This is a genomic window from Rheinheimera tilapiae (assembly GCF_042432165.1).
Taxonomy (GTDB): Bacteria; Pseudomonadota; Gammaproteobacteria; order Enterobacterales; family Alteromonadaceae; genus Pararheinheimera; species Pararheinheimera tilapiae.
Genome location: NZ_JBHLXP010000001.1, coordinates 2,055,459 through 2,068,720 on the forward strand (window position 1 = coordinate 2,055,459; position 13,262 = coordinate 2,068,720).

13 protein-coding genes are annotated in these 13,262 nt (G+C 51.8%); 12 read left to right on the forward strand and 1 reads right to left on the reverse strand.

Annotated features, from left to right (window positions below; translation table 11 throughout):
• Positions 1 to 355 precede the first annotated feature (355 nt).
• The 7 genes from ACFFJP_RS08890 to ACFFJP_RS08920 all read left to right on the forward strand — a co-directional run bounded on the left by ACFFJP_RS08890 (position 356) and on the right by ACFFJP_RS08920 (position 8,265).
• Positions 356 to 1,534 carry an acetyl-CoA C-acyltransferase gene (locus ACFFJP_RS08890; protein WP_377242559.1) on the forward strand — a complete coding sequence of 393 codons (1,179 nt, stop codon included), beginning with the start codon at positions 356 to 358 and terminating at the stop codon, positions 1,532 to 1,534.
• A gap of 223 nt (positions 1,535 to 1,757) precedes the next feature.
• Positions 1,758 to 3,254, forward strand: coding sequence for a CoA-acylating methylmalonate-semialdehyde dehydrogenase (locus tag ACFFJP_RS08895; RefSeq protein WP_377242561.1), 1,497 nt, complete (start codon positions 1,758 to 1,760; stop codon positions 3,252 to 3,254).
• Positions 3,255 to 3,365: 111 nt separating this feature from the next.
• Positions 3,366 to 4,523 (forward strand): acyl-CoA dehydrogenase family protein, encoded by a 1,158-nt coding sequence (locus ACFFJP_RS08900; protein ID WP_377242563.1) that lies wholly within the window; start codon positions 3,366 to 3,368, stop codon positions 4,521 to 4,523.
• A 56-nt stretch (positions 4,524 to 4,579) separates the two neighbouring features.
• Positions 4,580 to 5,383, forward strand: a complete 804-nt coding sequence (locus tag ACFFJP_RS08905; protein ID WP_377242565.1) for an enoyl-CoA hydratase — start codon at positions 4,580 to 4,582, stop codon at positions 5,381 to 5,383.
• 10 nt (positions 5,384 to 5,393) lie between these two features.
• A complete protein-coding gene (locus ACFFJP_RS08910) occupies positions 5,394 to 6,551 on the forward strand; it encodes an enoyl-CoA hydratase/isomerase family protein (protein ID WP_377242567.1) in 1,158 nt (385 codons plus the stop codon).
• 47 nt (positions 6,552 to 6,598) lie between these two features.
• Positions 6,599 to 7,477, forward strand: a complete 879-nt coding sequence (gene mmsB, locus ACFFJP_RS08915; protein ID WP_377242569.1) for a 3-hydroxyisobutyrate dehydrogenase — start codon at positions 6,599 to 6,601, stop codon at positions 7,475 to 7,477.
• 26 nt (positions 7,478 to 7,503) lie between these two features.
• On the forward strand, positions 7,504 to 8,265 hold the full coding sequence (locus ACFFJP_RS08920) for an SDR family oxidoreductase (RefSeq protein WP_377242571.1): 762 nt from the start codon (positions 7,504 to 7,506) through the stop codon (positions 8,263 to 8,265).
• 84 nt (positions 8,266 to 8,349) lie between these two features.
• Here ACFFJP_RS08920 and ACFFJP_RS08925 read toward each other — a convergent pair whose 3' ends face one another.
• Positions 8,350 to 9,453 (reverse strand): phosphoribosylaminoimidazolesuccinocarboxamide synthase, encoded by a 1,104-nt coding sequence (locus ACFFJP_RS08925; RefSeq protein ID WP_377242573.1) that lies wholly within the window; start codon positions 9,451 to 9,453, stop codon positions 8,350 to 8,352.
• A gap of 137 nt (positions 9,454 to 9,590) precedes the next feature.
• On the opposite strand from ACFFJP_RS08925, the gene ACFFJP_RS08930 reads away from it, so the two are divergent.
• The 5 genes from ACFFJP_RS08930 (at position 9,591) to ACFFJP_RS08950 (ending at position 13,262) form a co-directional block, all read left to right on the forward strand.
• On the forward strand, positions 9,591 to 10,277 hold the full coding sequence (locus ACFFJP_RS08930) for a class I SAM-dependent methyltransferase (RefSeq protein WP_377242575.1): 687 nt from the start codon (positions 9,591 to 9,593) through the stop codon (positions 10,275 to 10,277).
• 3 nt (positions 10,278 to 10,280) lie between these two features.
• Positions 10,281 to 11,063 carry a kinase gene (locus ACFFJP_RS08935; protein ID WP_377242577.1) on the forward strand — a complete coding sequence of 261 codons (783 nt, stop codon included), beginning with the start codon at positions 10,281 to 10,283 and terminating at the stop codon, positions 11,061 to 11,063.
• 158 nt (positions 11,064 to 11,221) lie between these two features.
• A complete protein-coding gene (locus ACFFJP_RS08940; RefSeq protein WP_377242579.1) occupies positions 11,222 to 11,668 on the forward strand; it encodes a hypothetical protein in 447 nt (148 codons plus the stop codon).
• Positions 11,665 to 12,213, forward strand: a complete 549-nt coding sequence (locus tag ACFFJP_RS08945; RefSeq protein WP_377242582.1) for an NADPH-dependent FMN reductase — start codon at positions 11,665 to 11,667, stop codon at positions 12,211 to 12,213. Before ACFFJP_RS08940 ends, ACFFJP_RS08945 begins: the two co-directional genes overlap by 4 nt.
• An 11-nt stretch (positions 12,214 to 12,224) precedes the next feature.
• A complete protein-coding gene (locus ACFFJP_RS08950) occupies positions 12,225 to 13,262 on the forward strand; it encodes an alpha/beta fold hydrolase (protein WP_377242584.1) in 1,038 nt (345 codons plus the stop codon).

Here is a 13,262-nt window from a genome sequence, read left to right on the forward strand (position 1 = left end):
AAAAGCCACCATCGGAATCGCTGGTCACTATAAGTGAAGTTTACGTAAAGGTAAAGCTGGGGCCAGAGAGGCGCATGGAAAGAAGCGCCTGGCAAATGTTTAAAACAAGATGAAATACAGTGACTTGCCTTTGATTCTTTTAAAGTTTGATAGCGGGCTCCAACGTCATATTGTTCGATTCGTGCTGCTGATCCGTAAAGTCTGGCTGCCAAATTAGACGCGGTCTGGCAGTTAAAACAGACAACTCTGATCAACTGATAAGACCAAAGTGCAGCATGGTTGACGTTGGCGTAAACGTAAATTTGGTGTAGGCTCAGCGTCAATTCGGTTAAAGCTGATTGGGATGAGGAAAAGCATGTCTGAGCAAATCGTGATTGTCGGTGCTAAGCGCACAGCAATGGGTGGTTTTATGGGTGGCCTGAGCGAAGTCACAGCGCCGGATTTAGGTGCTGTTGCTATCAAGGCGGCGGTTGAACAGGCAGGCATTGCTGGCGAACAAATCAGTGAAGTGCTGATGGGCTGTGTGTTACCGGCAGGTCTGGGTCAGGCGCCGGCACGACAGGCCGTATTAAAAGCGGGTTTACCGCTGTCGGCAGGCGCAACAACATTAAACAAAGTTTGTGGCTCTGGCTTAAAAACTGTGATGCTGGCACATGATCTGTTAAAAGCCGGCAGTGCTGACGTCGTTATTGCCGGTGGCATGGAATCGATGACCAACGCACCATACCTGTTGCCAAAAGCGCGCGCAGGCATGCGGATGGGGCATGGCGAAGTCAAAGACCACATGATGCTCGATGGCCTCGAAAACGCTTATGACGGCAAAGCCATGGGTTGTTTTGCTCAGGGCACTGCCAATGAGCAGGGTTTTAGTCGTGAAGACATGGACCGCTTTGCCATTCAATCAACCACTCGTGCCCAGCAAGCCATTGCCAATGGCGCTTTTGCCGCAGAAATTGCCCCAGTGACCATCCAAAGCCGGAAAGGCGAAACGGTGTTTGCCATCGATGAGCAGCCGGGTAATGCCAAAATTGATAAAATCCCTGGCCTGCGTCCTGCGTTTGCCAAAGACGGCACTATCACGGCCGCTAACTCTTCTTCTATTTCCGACGGCGCCGCCGCTCTGGTACTGATGCGTGAAAGCAATGCCAAAGCGCACAACTGTGAAGTGCTGGCGACCGTCCTCGGTCATGCAACCCATTCGATGGAACCGGCACTTTTCACAGTGGCACCGGTTGGCGCTATGCAAAAACTGCTGAGCAAACTGGGTTGGGGCGTCAATGACGTCGACCTGTGGGAAATCAACGAAGCTTTTGCCATGGTGACGATGCTCGCAGTGAAAGAACTTGGACTTGATGAGGCCAAAGTGAACGTCAATGGTGGCGCTTGTGCGTTAGGCCATCCGATTGGCGCTTCCGGAGCTCGTATTCTGGTGACGCTGATCCATGCGTTAAAAGCGCGCGGCTTAAAACGCGGAATTGCATCCCTCTGTATTGGTGGCGGTGAAGCAGTGGCGTTGGCCGTTGAAGTTGCTTAAGAAATCTCAATAAAAAAGCCGGCAAACAGCCGATGCGCCAGTTGTTTTAAAACTGGCGCAACCACGAAAAAAACAGGGTAAAACCGCGCCAATACGAAGCACAGACTTCGGGTGCACGTTGGGAACGCTGTGGCGGTTCCATAAAATTCAGCCGACCGGAACACCGGTTTAAGACTATCGCAGCGACCGCTCAGAAGGCAGGCCGCGCAACGGGGAAAATGCTATGACTACTCAGGTTCAGCTGTTTATCGACGGCGAATTTGTTCACTCAAAAAGTGAAAAACTAATCCCGGTCACCAATCCGGCCACGCAAGAAGTGATTGCTCAGGTACCATGTGCCACGGCAGATGAAATGGCGCAGGCCATTGCCTCAGCGAAGCTGGCATTCCAAAGCTGGAAAGAAACGCCGGTTTCCGAGCGTGCCCGGCTGATGATGCGCTTTGCCGTGTTGTTAAAAGAACATCAGGCCGATATCGCCGATATCATTTGCCGTGAACTGGGCAAAACGGTGGAAGATGCCAAAGGTGACGTTTGGCGCGGTATTGAAGTTGTTGAGCAAGCGGCCAATATCCCTTCGCTGATGATGGGCGAGACGGTTGAAAACGTGGCGCGTTCTATTGATACCTACAGCTACATTCAGCCACTGGGCGTTTGTGCCGGTATCACGCCATTTAACTTCCCGGCGATGATCCCGCTGTGGATGTTCCCGATGGCCATCGCTTGCGGCAACACTTTTGTGTTAAAGCCTTCTGAACAAGACCCAATGACAGTCAACCGCATCGCCGAACTGTTCGCCGAAGCCGGTGCACCAAAAGGCGTATTGCAGGTTGTGCACGGTGGTAAAGAGCAGGTCGACGTATTGCTGCATCATCCGGATATCAAAGCGATTTCCTTTGTTGGCTCGGTTAATGTCGGCCAATACATCTACAAAACCGGTACTGATAACCTGAAACGCGTACAGGCCTTTGCCGGCGCGAAAAACCACATGGTGATCATGCCGGATGCGAACAAACAACAAGTGGTGAATGCATTAGTCGGCGCGTCTGTCGGCGCAGCGGGTCAGCGTTGTATGGCGATTTCTGTTGCGGTCTTTGTTGGTTCTGCAGCGGAATGGATCCCGGAAGTTGCCGCTGCGATTGGTAAAGTGCGTCCTGGCGTGTACACAGATCCAAATGCGGCCTATGGCCCACAAATCAGCCCGCAAGCCAGAGCACGCGTGCTGTCGCTGATTGCCAAAGGTAAAGAAGAGGGCGCGACCTGTTTACTGGACGGCTCTGGTGTTGTAGTGGACGGTTATCCAAATGGGAACTGGGTCGGTCCTACCGTGTTCAGCAATGTCACGACTGATATGACCATTTATAAAGAAGAGATCTTCGGCCCGGTATTGACCACGATGACTGTAGACTCGTTGGATGCGGCTATCGGTGTGGTCAACGCCAGTCCATACGGTAACGGCACATCAATTTTTACCGCCAGTGGCCACGCTGCGCGTAAATACCAGCATGAGATTGAAGTAGGTCAGGTCGGTATCAATATTCCAATCCCGGTACCACTGCCATTTTTTTCATTTACTGGCTGGAAAGGCTCGTTCTACGGCGATCAGCATGCCTATGGTAAACAAGCAGTGCGTTTCTACACTGAAACGAAGACCATTACTGCGCGCTGGTTTGATGATGAAGTTCAGGCCTCAGGCCCGAACATGTCGATCAATCTGCGTTAATACCCAGCGATGCCACCGGCGCAATACCGGTGGCATCGCCAATATATTTCATTAAGTCCGGTCATAACTTCAAACAACAGCGGCTGGTCTGATCAACTCCGAGGTCAAACGATGAATTTTAATTTAACTGACGATCAAAAAGCCTTTGCCGACACCGCGCGTCAATTTGCCGATACTGAGCTGGCACCTTTTGCCGCCCAGTGGGACCGTGAACACCATTTCCCCAAAGATGTGCTGCAAAAAGCCGGTGAACTGGGTTTTTGCAGCCTGTATACACCGGAAGACGCTGGTGGCTTAGGCCTGTCCCGGCTTGATTCGTCGATTATTTTCGAACAATTGGCGATGGGCTGTACCGCGACGACAGCGATGCTGACTATCCACAACATGGCGACCTGGATGATCGCAACCTGGGGCACTGACGCAATCAAAGCCGCCTGGTGTCCAACGCTAGTGACCGGCGAGCAGCTGGCCTCTTATTGCTTAACGGAACCTGGTTCAGGTTCTGATGCCGCTTCACTTCGCACCAGCGCGAAAAAAGACGGCGACAGCTATGTCATCAACGGCTCAAAAATGTTTATCTCCGGTGCGGGCAGCACTGAAGTATTAGTGGTGATGGCGCGCACTGGCGAAGCCGGTCCAAAAGGCATTTCCGCTTTTGTCGTGCCAGCGAATGCTGAAGGCGTGATTTATGGCAAGGCCGAAGAAAAAATGGGCTGGAATGCGCAGCCGACTCGTCTGGTCACCTTTGATAATGTCCGGGTGCCCGCGGAAAACTTATTGGGCGCTGAAGGTCAGGGTTTCACTTTTGCGATGAAGGGCCTGGATGGTGGTCGGATCAATATCGCGACCTGCTCAATCGGTACTGCTCAGCAGGCATTAAACACTGCGCGTGATTACATGCTGGAGCGCGAGCAATTCGGCAAGCCACTGGCCGCTTTTCAGGCGTTGCAATTCAAACTGGCTGATATGGCCACTGAACTGGTTGCTGCTCGCCAACTTGTCCGTCTAGCCGCCTTCAAACTGGACCAGCAAGACCCGGAAGCAACCGCATACTGCGCGATGGCAAAACGTTTTGCCACTGACATTGGGTTTCAGGTCTGTGATCAGGCACTACAAATTCACGGCGGTTATGGCTACATCAAAGAATATCCGCTGGAACGGCATTTCCGTGACGTGCGGGTGCACCAGATTTTAGAAGGCACCAACGAGATTATGCGGCTGATTATTGGCCGGCGCTTACTCGATAGCGCGGCCTCTGATATTCTGTAATTTTGTATCCAAAATAAAAACAAAGAAAAAAAGCAGCGGGCTGCCGGATGCAGCCCGTGGATGGCAATTTCGAATGGGGGATCCCAATGGCCCAGTTAAAACTTGAGTTTTGTGGTCACACAGCGTTGCTGATCATGTCCAATCCGCCGGCCAATACCTGGACGCGTGAAACACTGACCGCCTTACGCGATACGGTGCGCGAACTGAATCAGAATAAATCGGTGTATGCGCTGGTGATCACCGGTGAAGGCCAGAAGTTTTTTTCTGCTGGCGCAGATTTAAATTTGTTTGCCAACGGTGATAAAGCAGTCGCCAGCGATATGGCGCGGATTTTTGGAGAGGCGTTTGAAACACTGAGCCAGTTCCGTGGAGTGTCGATTGCTGCGATTAACGGCTATGCCATGGGTGGCGGACTTGAAGTCGCTTTGGCTTGTGATATCCGCATTGCCGAAACCCAGGCGCAAATGGCGCTGCCTGAAGCCAAGGTTGGTTTATTACCTTGCGCTGGTGGCACCCAGAATCTGGCTTGGCTGGTTGGTGAAGGCTGGGCGAAACGGATGATCCTCTGTGGTGAGCGTCTGACGGCTGAAAAAGCGCTGCAAATTGGCTTAGTCGAAGAAGTGGTTGCGAGTGGCACTGCATTAGAAGCTGCCCTGACGCTGGCTGACAAAGTTGCCGAACAAAGCCCGTCGGCAGTTACTGCGTGTAAAACGCTGATCCAGCAGGGTCGCACTGTCACCATTAACGCTGCTTTGCCGCTGGAGCGGGAGCTGTTTGTCGGCCTGTTTGATACCAAAGATCAGGTCGAAGGTGTTAGTGCCTTTTTGCAGAAACGTGCGCCAAATTGGGTAAATGGATAAGGACTGCGGCATGACAGAGACAACGCAAAACGCCGCCGTAGTATTGTTTAGCGAACTGGTGGCTGAGAACGGCAAAAAGATTGGTGTCGCCACACTGAACAGCGAAAAATCGCTGAATGCACTGAGCCTACCGATGGTTGAACTACTGTTACCGCAGATGCAGCAGTGGAAGGAAAACCCGGATATCGCCATGGTGTTGCTGCAGGGCGCTGGCGATAAAGCCTTTTGCGCCGGTGGTGATATTCGTGACTTGTATCATACGATGAAAGCCAATCCCGGTACTTTTCAGCCTTATGTGACTGAGTTTTTTACCAAAGAATACACGCTGGACTACCTCATTCACACCTTTGACAAACCGGTGCTGGTGTGGGGCAATGGCATCGTGATGGGCGGTGGTTTAGGCCTGATGGCTGGCGCTTCGCACCGTGTCGTGACGGCAACCAGTCGCATTGCAATGCCAGAAATGGCGATAGGTTTGTATCCGGATGTTGGCGGTAGTTGGTTTTTAAACCGGATGCCTGCCGGATGTGGCTTGTTTCTGGGACTCACCGGCGCGTCGATTAACGCCGCTGACGCCAAATTTATCGATCTGGCTGATTTTTTTATTCCGCACGACAAACGCCAGCGAGTGCTCGACGCGCTGTTAAGCATTCGTTGGGGCAATACTGTGGTGCTGAACCATCAGAAACTGTCTGACTTGCTGATGAGCATTGAAACACAAACATTAAATCAGCAGCCAGCCAGTCAAATCAGGTTACATCAGGCACCAATTACCGCGCTGGCCAATACGCCGAATTTACCCGCTGCTATGACGGCGATTCTGGCAATGCCGAATGAAGACAGCTGGCTCGGGAAAGCCAAGGCATCGCTGAAGTATGGCAGCCCAATCACAGCGCATATCGTGTACCGCTTATTACAGCTCGGTCAGTCGAAAATACTGGCCGACAGCTTCCGCTTAGAGCTTGGTTTAAGTGTGCAGTGCGGCAAGCTCGGAGAATTTAGTGAAGGCGTGCGCGCGTTATTGATTGATAAAGATCAGCAACCACGGTGGCTATATGCTGACGTGGCGTCTGTACCCGAAACCGTCATTGATGAATTGTTTAGCTCGCCGTGGCCGGCTAGCGAGCATCCGCTCGCGACGCTGGGCCGGATCTATCCACACCAATAAAGAGAGCAGGTGGCGAAATCAGGCCGCCGGTTACAGGGGAGAATTTTATGCAAGTTGTCGCATTTATCGGCCTTGGCAATATGGGTGGCCCAATGGCGCTGAACCTGCAAAAAGCCGGGTTTCAGGTGCAGGCGTTTGACCTGAACAAAGACGCGTTAGCTGCTGTCGCAGCTGATGGTGCTATTGCTGCCGGGTCTGCCAAGGCGGCGGTACAAGGCGCTGATTTCGTCATTTCGATGTTACCGGCCGGCAAACATGTCATTGGTCTTTATCAGGACGTGCGCAGCGATATAAAAGCCGGTGCTTTAGTGCTGGATTGTTCCACAATTGATGCGCAAAGCGCGCGTCAGGTGGGCGCTTTACTGGGTGACGCCGGTATTGCCTTTGTTGACGCGCCGGTCTCAGGCGGAGTTGGCGGCGCCAAAGCCGGTACTCTGACCTTTATCGTCGGCGGCTCTGCGGAAAATTTCCAGCGCGCCAACGATGTGTTGTCAGCCATGGGTAAAAACTTGTTTCATGCAGGCGAAGTAGGTGCCGGTCAAATCGCGAAAATCTGCAACAACATGTTGTTGTCGGTGTTGATGGTCGGCACCAGCGAAGCGCTGCAATTAGGCGTCGATAATGGCCTGGATCCGAAAGTGCTGTCAGAAATCATGTTGAAAAGCTCCGGCCGGAACTGGACATTGGAGCTGTATAATCCGTGCCCGGATGTCCAGCCTAATGTGCCTTCCAGCAACAACTATCAGGGGGGCTTTATGGTCGACTTGATGGCGAAAGATTTAGGTCTTGCCAGTGAATGTGCCCAGCAAAGTCAATCGTCCACTCCGATGGGCGCGTTGGCGCGGAATCTATACGTGCAGCATCAGCGTCAGGGCAATGGCAAGCTGGATTTTTCCAGTATTTTCCGTTTTTTCAGTAAAAAATAAGTGCCTGTGGCACAAAGGTTAGTTCGATGAATTTACAAGATAAAGTGATTGTGATCACAGGCGGCGCGCAAGGTCTTGGCCTGGAAATGGCGCGGATGTGTGCAGATAATGGCGCTGCGCTGGCGCTGATTGATATGAATGCCGAACAGCTTATGGCGGCTGCGACAGAGCTTCGCGCTACTGGTGTGCGGGTTGAAACGTACGCTGCCAATGTGGCAGACGAAACCAGCGTGGAACAAACTTTTGCGGCTATTGCTGCCGATTTTGGTGGTATCGACGGTCTGATCAACAATGCCGGTATTTTACGCGACGGTTTGCTGCTCAAATATAAAGACGGGCAGCTCACCGGCAAAATGCCATTACAGCAGTTCCAGTCAGTGATAGACGTGAACCTAACGGGCGTGTTTCTATGCGGTCGCGAAGCGGCGGCATTGATGGTGCAGACCGGCCGCAAGGGCGTCATCATCAATATGTCGAGCGTGGCGCGGGGCGGCAATATGGGCCAAACCAACTATGCGGCATCTAAAGCCGGTGTCGTGGCGATGACCGTAACTTGGGCCCGTGAACTAGGCCGTTACGGCATTCGGGTTGGTGCTATTGCGCCTGGCGTGATCCGGACCGCAATGACCGATGCGATGAAACCGGAAGCCCGCGATCGTTTGGTGGCAATGAAACCTGTTGGCCGTTTAGGCGAAGCGGCAGAAATTGCCCATACTGCCAAATATATCTTTGAAAATGATTTCTTCACTGGGCGTGTTGTTGAGATCGATGGCGGCATCTCGATGTAACCTGACACCATGTGATCTGGCGCCAGTAAAAAAGCCCGCAGCAGCGGGCTTATTTCTATCAGCAAATCTAGTCAACTAAGCCATTTAGTCAACTAAGCCATATTGCTGCTTTAACACGTCGATGATTTCCGCCTTAGGATTAGCAGAGAGTTCAATACGACGGCCAATGACTTTTTCCGCGATCCCCAGATAGGTGCGCGAGATATCCATCATCACTTCAGTCGGTAACTGGTTGTCGCGGGCTAAAGCAGCACGCTCTGGCATGCGGTCTTTGTTCAGCAGAATATCCGGATCCGGGAAGTGATTAAGCAGCCACTGGCGGAAACCTTCTTTGGATTGTTCGACGATTTGGCCATCGCGCCACGAAGCGCCGTCCCAAATTCTCGAACTGTCTGGCGTGCCGACTTCATCCATGTAAATCAGTTTGCTGTTGCCCTGGGTGTCTTTGACATAACCAAACTCAAACTTGGTGTCGACAAACATCTGGTCAAGTGCGGCTAATGCATCGCTAATCACCGCAAAGCCTTGTTTCAGCAGCGTTTCGTATAAAGCGATATCGGACAGTTGTTCAAAGCCAAAGGCCTGATAATGACGCTCAATATCGGCACGGGAAATGTTAACGTCATCGGCTTCCGGTACGCCGGCAAGGCCAGTCAAAATGCCTTTGGTCGATGGTGTGATCAGGATCTCGGGCAGTTTCTGCTCTTTTTGCAGGCGTTCCGGTAAGGTGATGCCACAGAATTCACGTTCACCTTTGCTGTAAGCACGCCACATGGAGCCTGTGATGTATTGCCGGGCAATGGCTTCGATTTTTACCGGACGGGCTTTTTGTACAATCCAGACCAATGGGTGCGGGATGTCCAGAATATGGCTGTCAGCCAGCCCATGTTGTTTAAACAGAGAAAACCAGTGATTTGAAATTGCATTTAACGCCGCGCCTTTACCAGGCACGCCATTCAGGCCGTTTTCACCTTGCCAGATACAATCGAATGCGGAGATCCGGTCGCTAATGACCATAATAGCCAGTGGCGTATCGGCGGGCACCGGGTAATTTTTTTCGCGGATTAAACGGGCGCTGTCCTGTTCGGTCAGCCAATAGACACTGCGGACTTTGCCGGAATGTACAGGTAAATTCGTGCGGATCGGCAGGTCATCGTTGACCGCCAGGACCTGAGTTGCAAGAGTCATGATCACTTCTTCTGTCGCTGAAAAAAGGCGGGCCTGAGTGTAGCAGAAAGGGCGCTTTAACTGAATCGGTGGCGGCAGTTTATCTGCGCTCTGATATGATAGGCCGCATGAGAGATGACATGACTTCGGAGTTTTCCATGTCAGAGTATACCCGTCTGGTCTTGCCGGACCCATGCCCTTTGTGTCTAAACGCAGCTACCGCGCATTACCATACCGATAAATTACGCCAGTATTGGCATTGTCCGGTGTGTGAGCTGGTGTTCGCCAGCCGCCAGAGTCTATTGACCAATGACGCTGAATTAGCAATTTACCAACAACATCAAAATGATCCGGCTGATGCAGGCTATCGCCAGTTCCTGAACAAACTAGCAGCGCCCTTGTTAGACCGGCTTGGTTCAGCGCCTTTAACCGGCCTCGACTTTGGCGCCGGCCCTGGTCCTACCTTGTATTTGTTACTCGAGCAAGGCGGACACTCAGTCAGTAACTACGATCCGTACTTTGCACCAGACGCGCAGCTTTTACAGCAATCCTACGATTTTATCTGTTCGACCGAAGCCATCGAACACTTTTATCAGCCAGCCATCGAATGGAAGTTATGGTTGGATTTATTAAAAGACTCTGGTTGGCTTGGGCTGATGACCCGATTAAGACCTGAGCTGCCGGCTGATTTTGCCAAATGGCACTATAAAAATGACCCGACACACGTTAGCTTCTTTCATGCCGATACTTTTCGCTGGCTCGCGCAGCGCGATGGTTTTATTGTGGAAATCATCGGGCCTGACGTGGTGATCTTACAACGAATGGCGGCATCGTATCCGAGATAAGTCATGACGATGGGTGATCCTTTGCTGAACGCGTCTTTGGTCAGTGCCTGTGCGCAGCAAATCAGGCAGAACGGCCTAAAAATTTATGCTATCAGTGGTGCGCAGGGCTGCGGTAAAACTACCTTAGCTGCCAGCCTGCAACTGGCTCTGCAGCAAGATGGTCTACGCTGTGGCGTGGTGTCGTTGGATGATTATTATTTAAGCCGGAGTGACCGTCAGAGACTAGCCCGCCAAATCCATCCGTTATTCGCCATGCGCGGTGTGCCGGGGACTCATCAAATTGAGCGTCTCCATCAGGATCTGCAATTGCAGCGTGAGGGCAAAGCGTTAACCTTGCCAAGATTTAACAAAGCCAGTGACGATAGCTGTGACGACTTAGCCACCGCTCTTTTTGACGTGCTGATTGTCGAAGGTTGGTGTTTGGGCGCGGTGGCCCAAAGTGCAGAACAGTTGGCGCTAGCGGTGAATTCGCTGGATATGGAACCTAATGCAGCAATCTGGCGAGATTACCAAAACCAACAACTACAACTGTGGTACGAACCGCTTTGGCCGCTTTTTTCGCAGATGCTTTATCTGCAGGCGCCCAATTGGCCAACGATCTGCCGTTGGCGCCAGCAGCAAGAAGATTTGTTATGGCAACAGCAGGGGACAGGCATGGATACGCTAACCTTGCAGCAGTTTATGTTGCCTTTTCAACGCTGGACAGAAGCCATGCTTGGCGGGCAGATCTGGCCCGGAGTTCAGCGCGTCCAACTAAATCCGTCCCGCCAAGTGACCATTCTATAACGACGAATTCTGCCGCTTTGGTTGGCTAAGTAACAGAACTTCCAGCAAAAATTTGCTAATTTCTGCACAGTATCGTCATACTGCAATGGCATATTTATCAGCCGTTGCCAGACAACAGTTTACTGTTGCTAGCGCAACCTCAGACCAGGAGACCTGCGATGCCAGCATTGTTACGGACTACTTTGGCTCTGCTTGCCGGAGTGGTAGTGACCTTCTTCACCATCTCCGCAGTAGAACAACTAGGGCACATCTTGTACCGAGCGCCTGCTGAATTGGATTGGCAGGATAGTTCTGCCGTTTCGGCATATCTGAAACAATTGCCGGCTGGCGCCCTGCTGTTGGTATTGGTCGGTTGGTTGCTTGGCATCTTTACCGGCCTGACGGCGGCCACTACGCTCGCTGGACGTTGTCGTGGTCGCTTTGCATTGGCGATTGGCAGCTTAGTGTTTTTAGGCGCTGTATCTAATTTCTATTTGTTGCCACATCCGATGTGGCTGATAGTTCTCAGTTTGATCATGATCCCGCTTGTGGCAGTACTTTGCTGGTGGGCACTTAAAAAACGTTATGGCCATCCAGGGGTGGCGACTGAAGGAGACGGTAAATGACGGAGATCCGTTTATTAGGTATCTGTGGCAGCCTGCGCAAAGCTTCCCACAATATGACCTTGTTAAAAACTGCCCAGCAGCTGTTGCCTACAGGCGTGAGTTTGGAGATTGCTGATTTAACTGAAGTGCCGTTTTTTAATGCTGACTTCAGTGCAAAACCGACCGCCGTCATAGCGCTGTTAGAAGCGATGCAGCAAGCCGATGGGTTTGTCTTCGCCTGTCCGGAGTACAATTATTCTATCGCGCCGGCGCTGAAGAACGCGCTGGACTGGGCCTCACGCGAACCTGAGAATCATTTATTAGCCGGCAAAGCTGCGGCGATCATGGGCGCTGGCGGCGGGATGGGGACATCACGGGCTCAGTATCATTTACGTCAGGTTGGCGTGTATCTGGACCTGCATTTTGTGAATAAACCTGAAGTTTTCGTCAATGCTTTTAGTGGCGTCTTTGCGCCCGACGGAACCATACAAGACGATAAAATTCGCGCCACTATTCAAGCACAACTAGTGGCTCTGCAAGCCTTAGTCACAAGATGCAAAAAGTAATCAGGGCAGGTATGTTTTCAAAAACCTTAGTTGCATTCGCATTATCCGTTGTGGCGTTTCAAGCCGTAGCGGTGCCGGAAACCTCGCTAACAACTTTATATCCAACAGAGATCCAAACCTTTTGGCAGCAACAGGTTAAAACTGGGTCGATGATGACGGTAGATGGGGTAGCACTGGCGTACGCTTATGTAGTACCAGCGCAGCCTAAATACGCGCTGTTGCTTGTTCAGGGGCGTACCGAAGCGTATCAAAAGTACCATGAGCTCTATTTTGATCTGGCCGCGCAGGGTGTTGCGGTGTTTAGCCTGGACCATCGTGGCCAGGGCTTGTCGCCGCGTGAGCTGGAAGATCCGCACAAAGGCCATATTACGGACTTTACGCTGTATAGTCAGGATCAACTGCAGTTCATCGCAGAGGTTGTAAAAGCGCAGACCAATTTACCATTGGATCTGCTGGCGCATTCGATGGGTGGTGCTGTTGCTGTGCAGATGCTGACGCAGCAACCAACGCTGTTTCGGCGCGCAGTGCTGACTTCACCGATGATTGCGCCCAATGCAAAGGTGGCGTTTTCTGAACAGGATGGTTGTTATCTGGCTGCCGCTTTTGAATGGACTTGCCCGGATTGTTACGCTGGGTTTGTATCACAACCGTATCCGCTTGATCAGGCATTTGCCGACAATATTCTGACCAGTTCAAAGACGCGGTATCAACTATTTCGGGATTTGTATCAGCAGAAGCCACAATTGCAGTTAGGCGGGCCGACCTGGTCCTGGTTGGCGCAAGCCTGTGATGTGGCGCAGCAAATGCCTGAGTTGGCCGGTCAAGTTAAAACACCGGTGCTGATGCTGCAATCCGGCGCAGAGCATGCCGTTAGCAATAGTGCTCAGCAGCAATTCTGCCAGGATCTGGGGCCACTTTGTGCAGAAGGGAAAGTACAACAATTTGCCGGTGCTAAGCATGAGATATTGTTTGAATCTGATAGTCATCGCGACCTGGCGTTACAGAAAATTCTGGCATATCTGCAGGCCAGTGCGGTAGCACAATACTAA

Bases quoted from the DNA above. Each gene is read 5' to 3' on its own strand.
- ACFFJP_RS08890 (WP_377242559.1), top strand. From the start codon at position 356: ATGTCTGAGCAAATCGTGATTGTCGGTGCTAAGCGCACAGCAATGGGT.
- ACFFJP_RS08895 (WP_377242561.1), top strand. From the start codon at position 1,758: ATGACTACTCAGGTTCAGCTGTTTATCGACGGCGAATTTGTTCACTCA.
- ACFFJP_RS08900 (WP_377242563.1), top strand. From the start codon at position 3,366: ATGAATTTTAATTTAACTGACGATCAAAAAGCCTTTGCCGACACCGCG.
- ACFFJP_RS08910 (WP_377242567.1), top strand. From the start codon at position 5,394: ATGACAGAGACAACGCAAAACGCCGCCGTAGTATTGTTTAGCGAACTG.
- mmsB (WP_377242569.1), top strand. From the start codon at position 6,599: ATGCAAGTTGTCGCATTTATCGGCCTTGGCAATATGGGTGGCCCAATG.
- ACFFJP_RS08920 (WP_377242571.1), top strand. From the start codon at position 7,504: ATGAATTTACAAGATAAAGTGATTGTGATCACAGGCGGCGCGCAAGGT.
- ACFFJP_RS08925 (WP_377242573.1), bottom strand. From the start codon at position 9,453: ATGACTCTTGCAACTCAGGTCCTGGCGGTCAACGATGACCTGCCGATC.
- ACFFJP_RS08930 (WP_377242575.1), top strand. From the start codon at position 9,591: ATGTCAGAGTATACCCGTCTGGTCTTGCCGGACCCATGCCCTTTGTGT.
- ACFFJP_RS08935 (WP_377242577.1), top strand. From the start codon at position 10,281: ATGACGATGGGTGATCCTTTGCTGAACGCGTCTTTGGTCAGTGCCTGT.
- ACFFJP_RS08940 (WP_377242579.1), top strand. From the start codon at position 11,222: ATGCCAGCATTGTTACGGACTACTTTGGCTCTGCTTGCCGGAGTGGTA.
- ACFFJP_RS08945 (WP_377242582.1), top strand. From the start codon at position 11,665: ATGACGGAGATCCGTTTATTAGGTATCTGTGGCAGCCTGCGCAAAGCT.
- ACFFJP_RS08950 (WP_377242584.1), top strand. From the start codon at position 12,225: ATGTTTTCAAAAACCTTAGTTGCATTCGCATTATCCGTTGTGGCGTTT.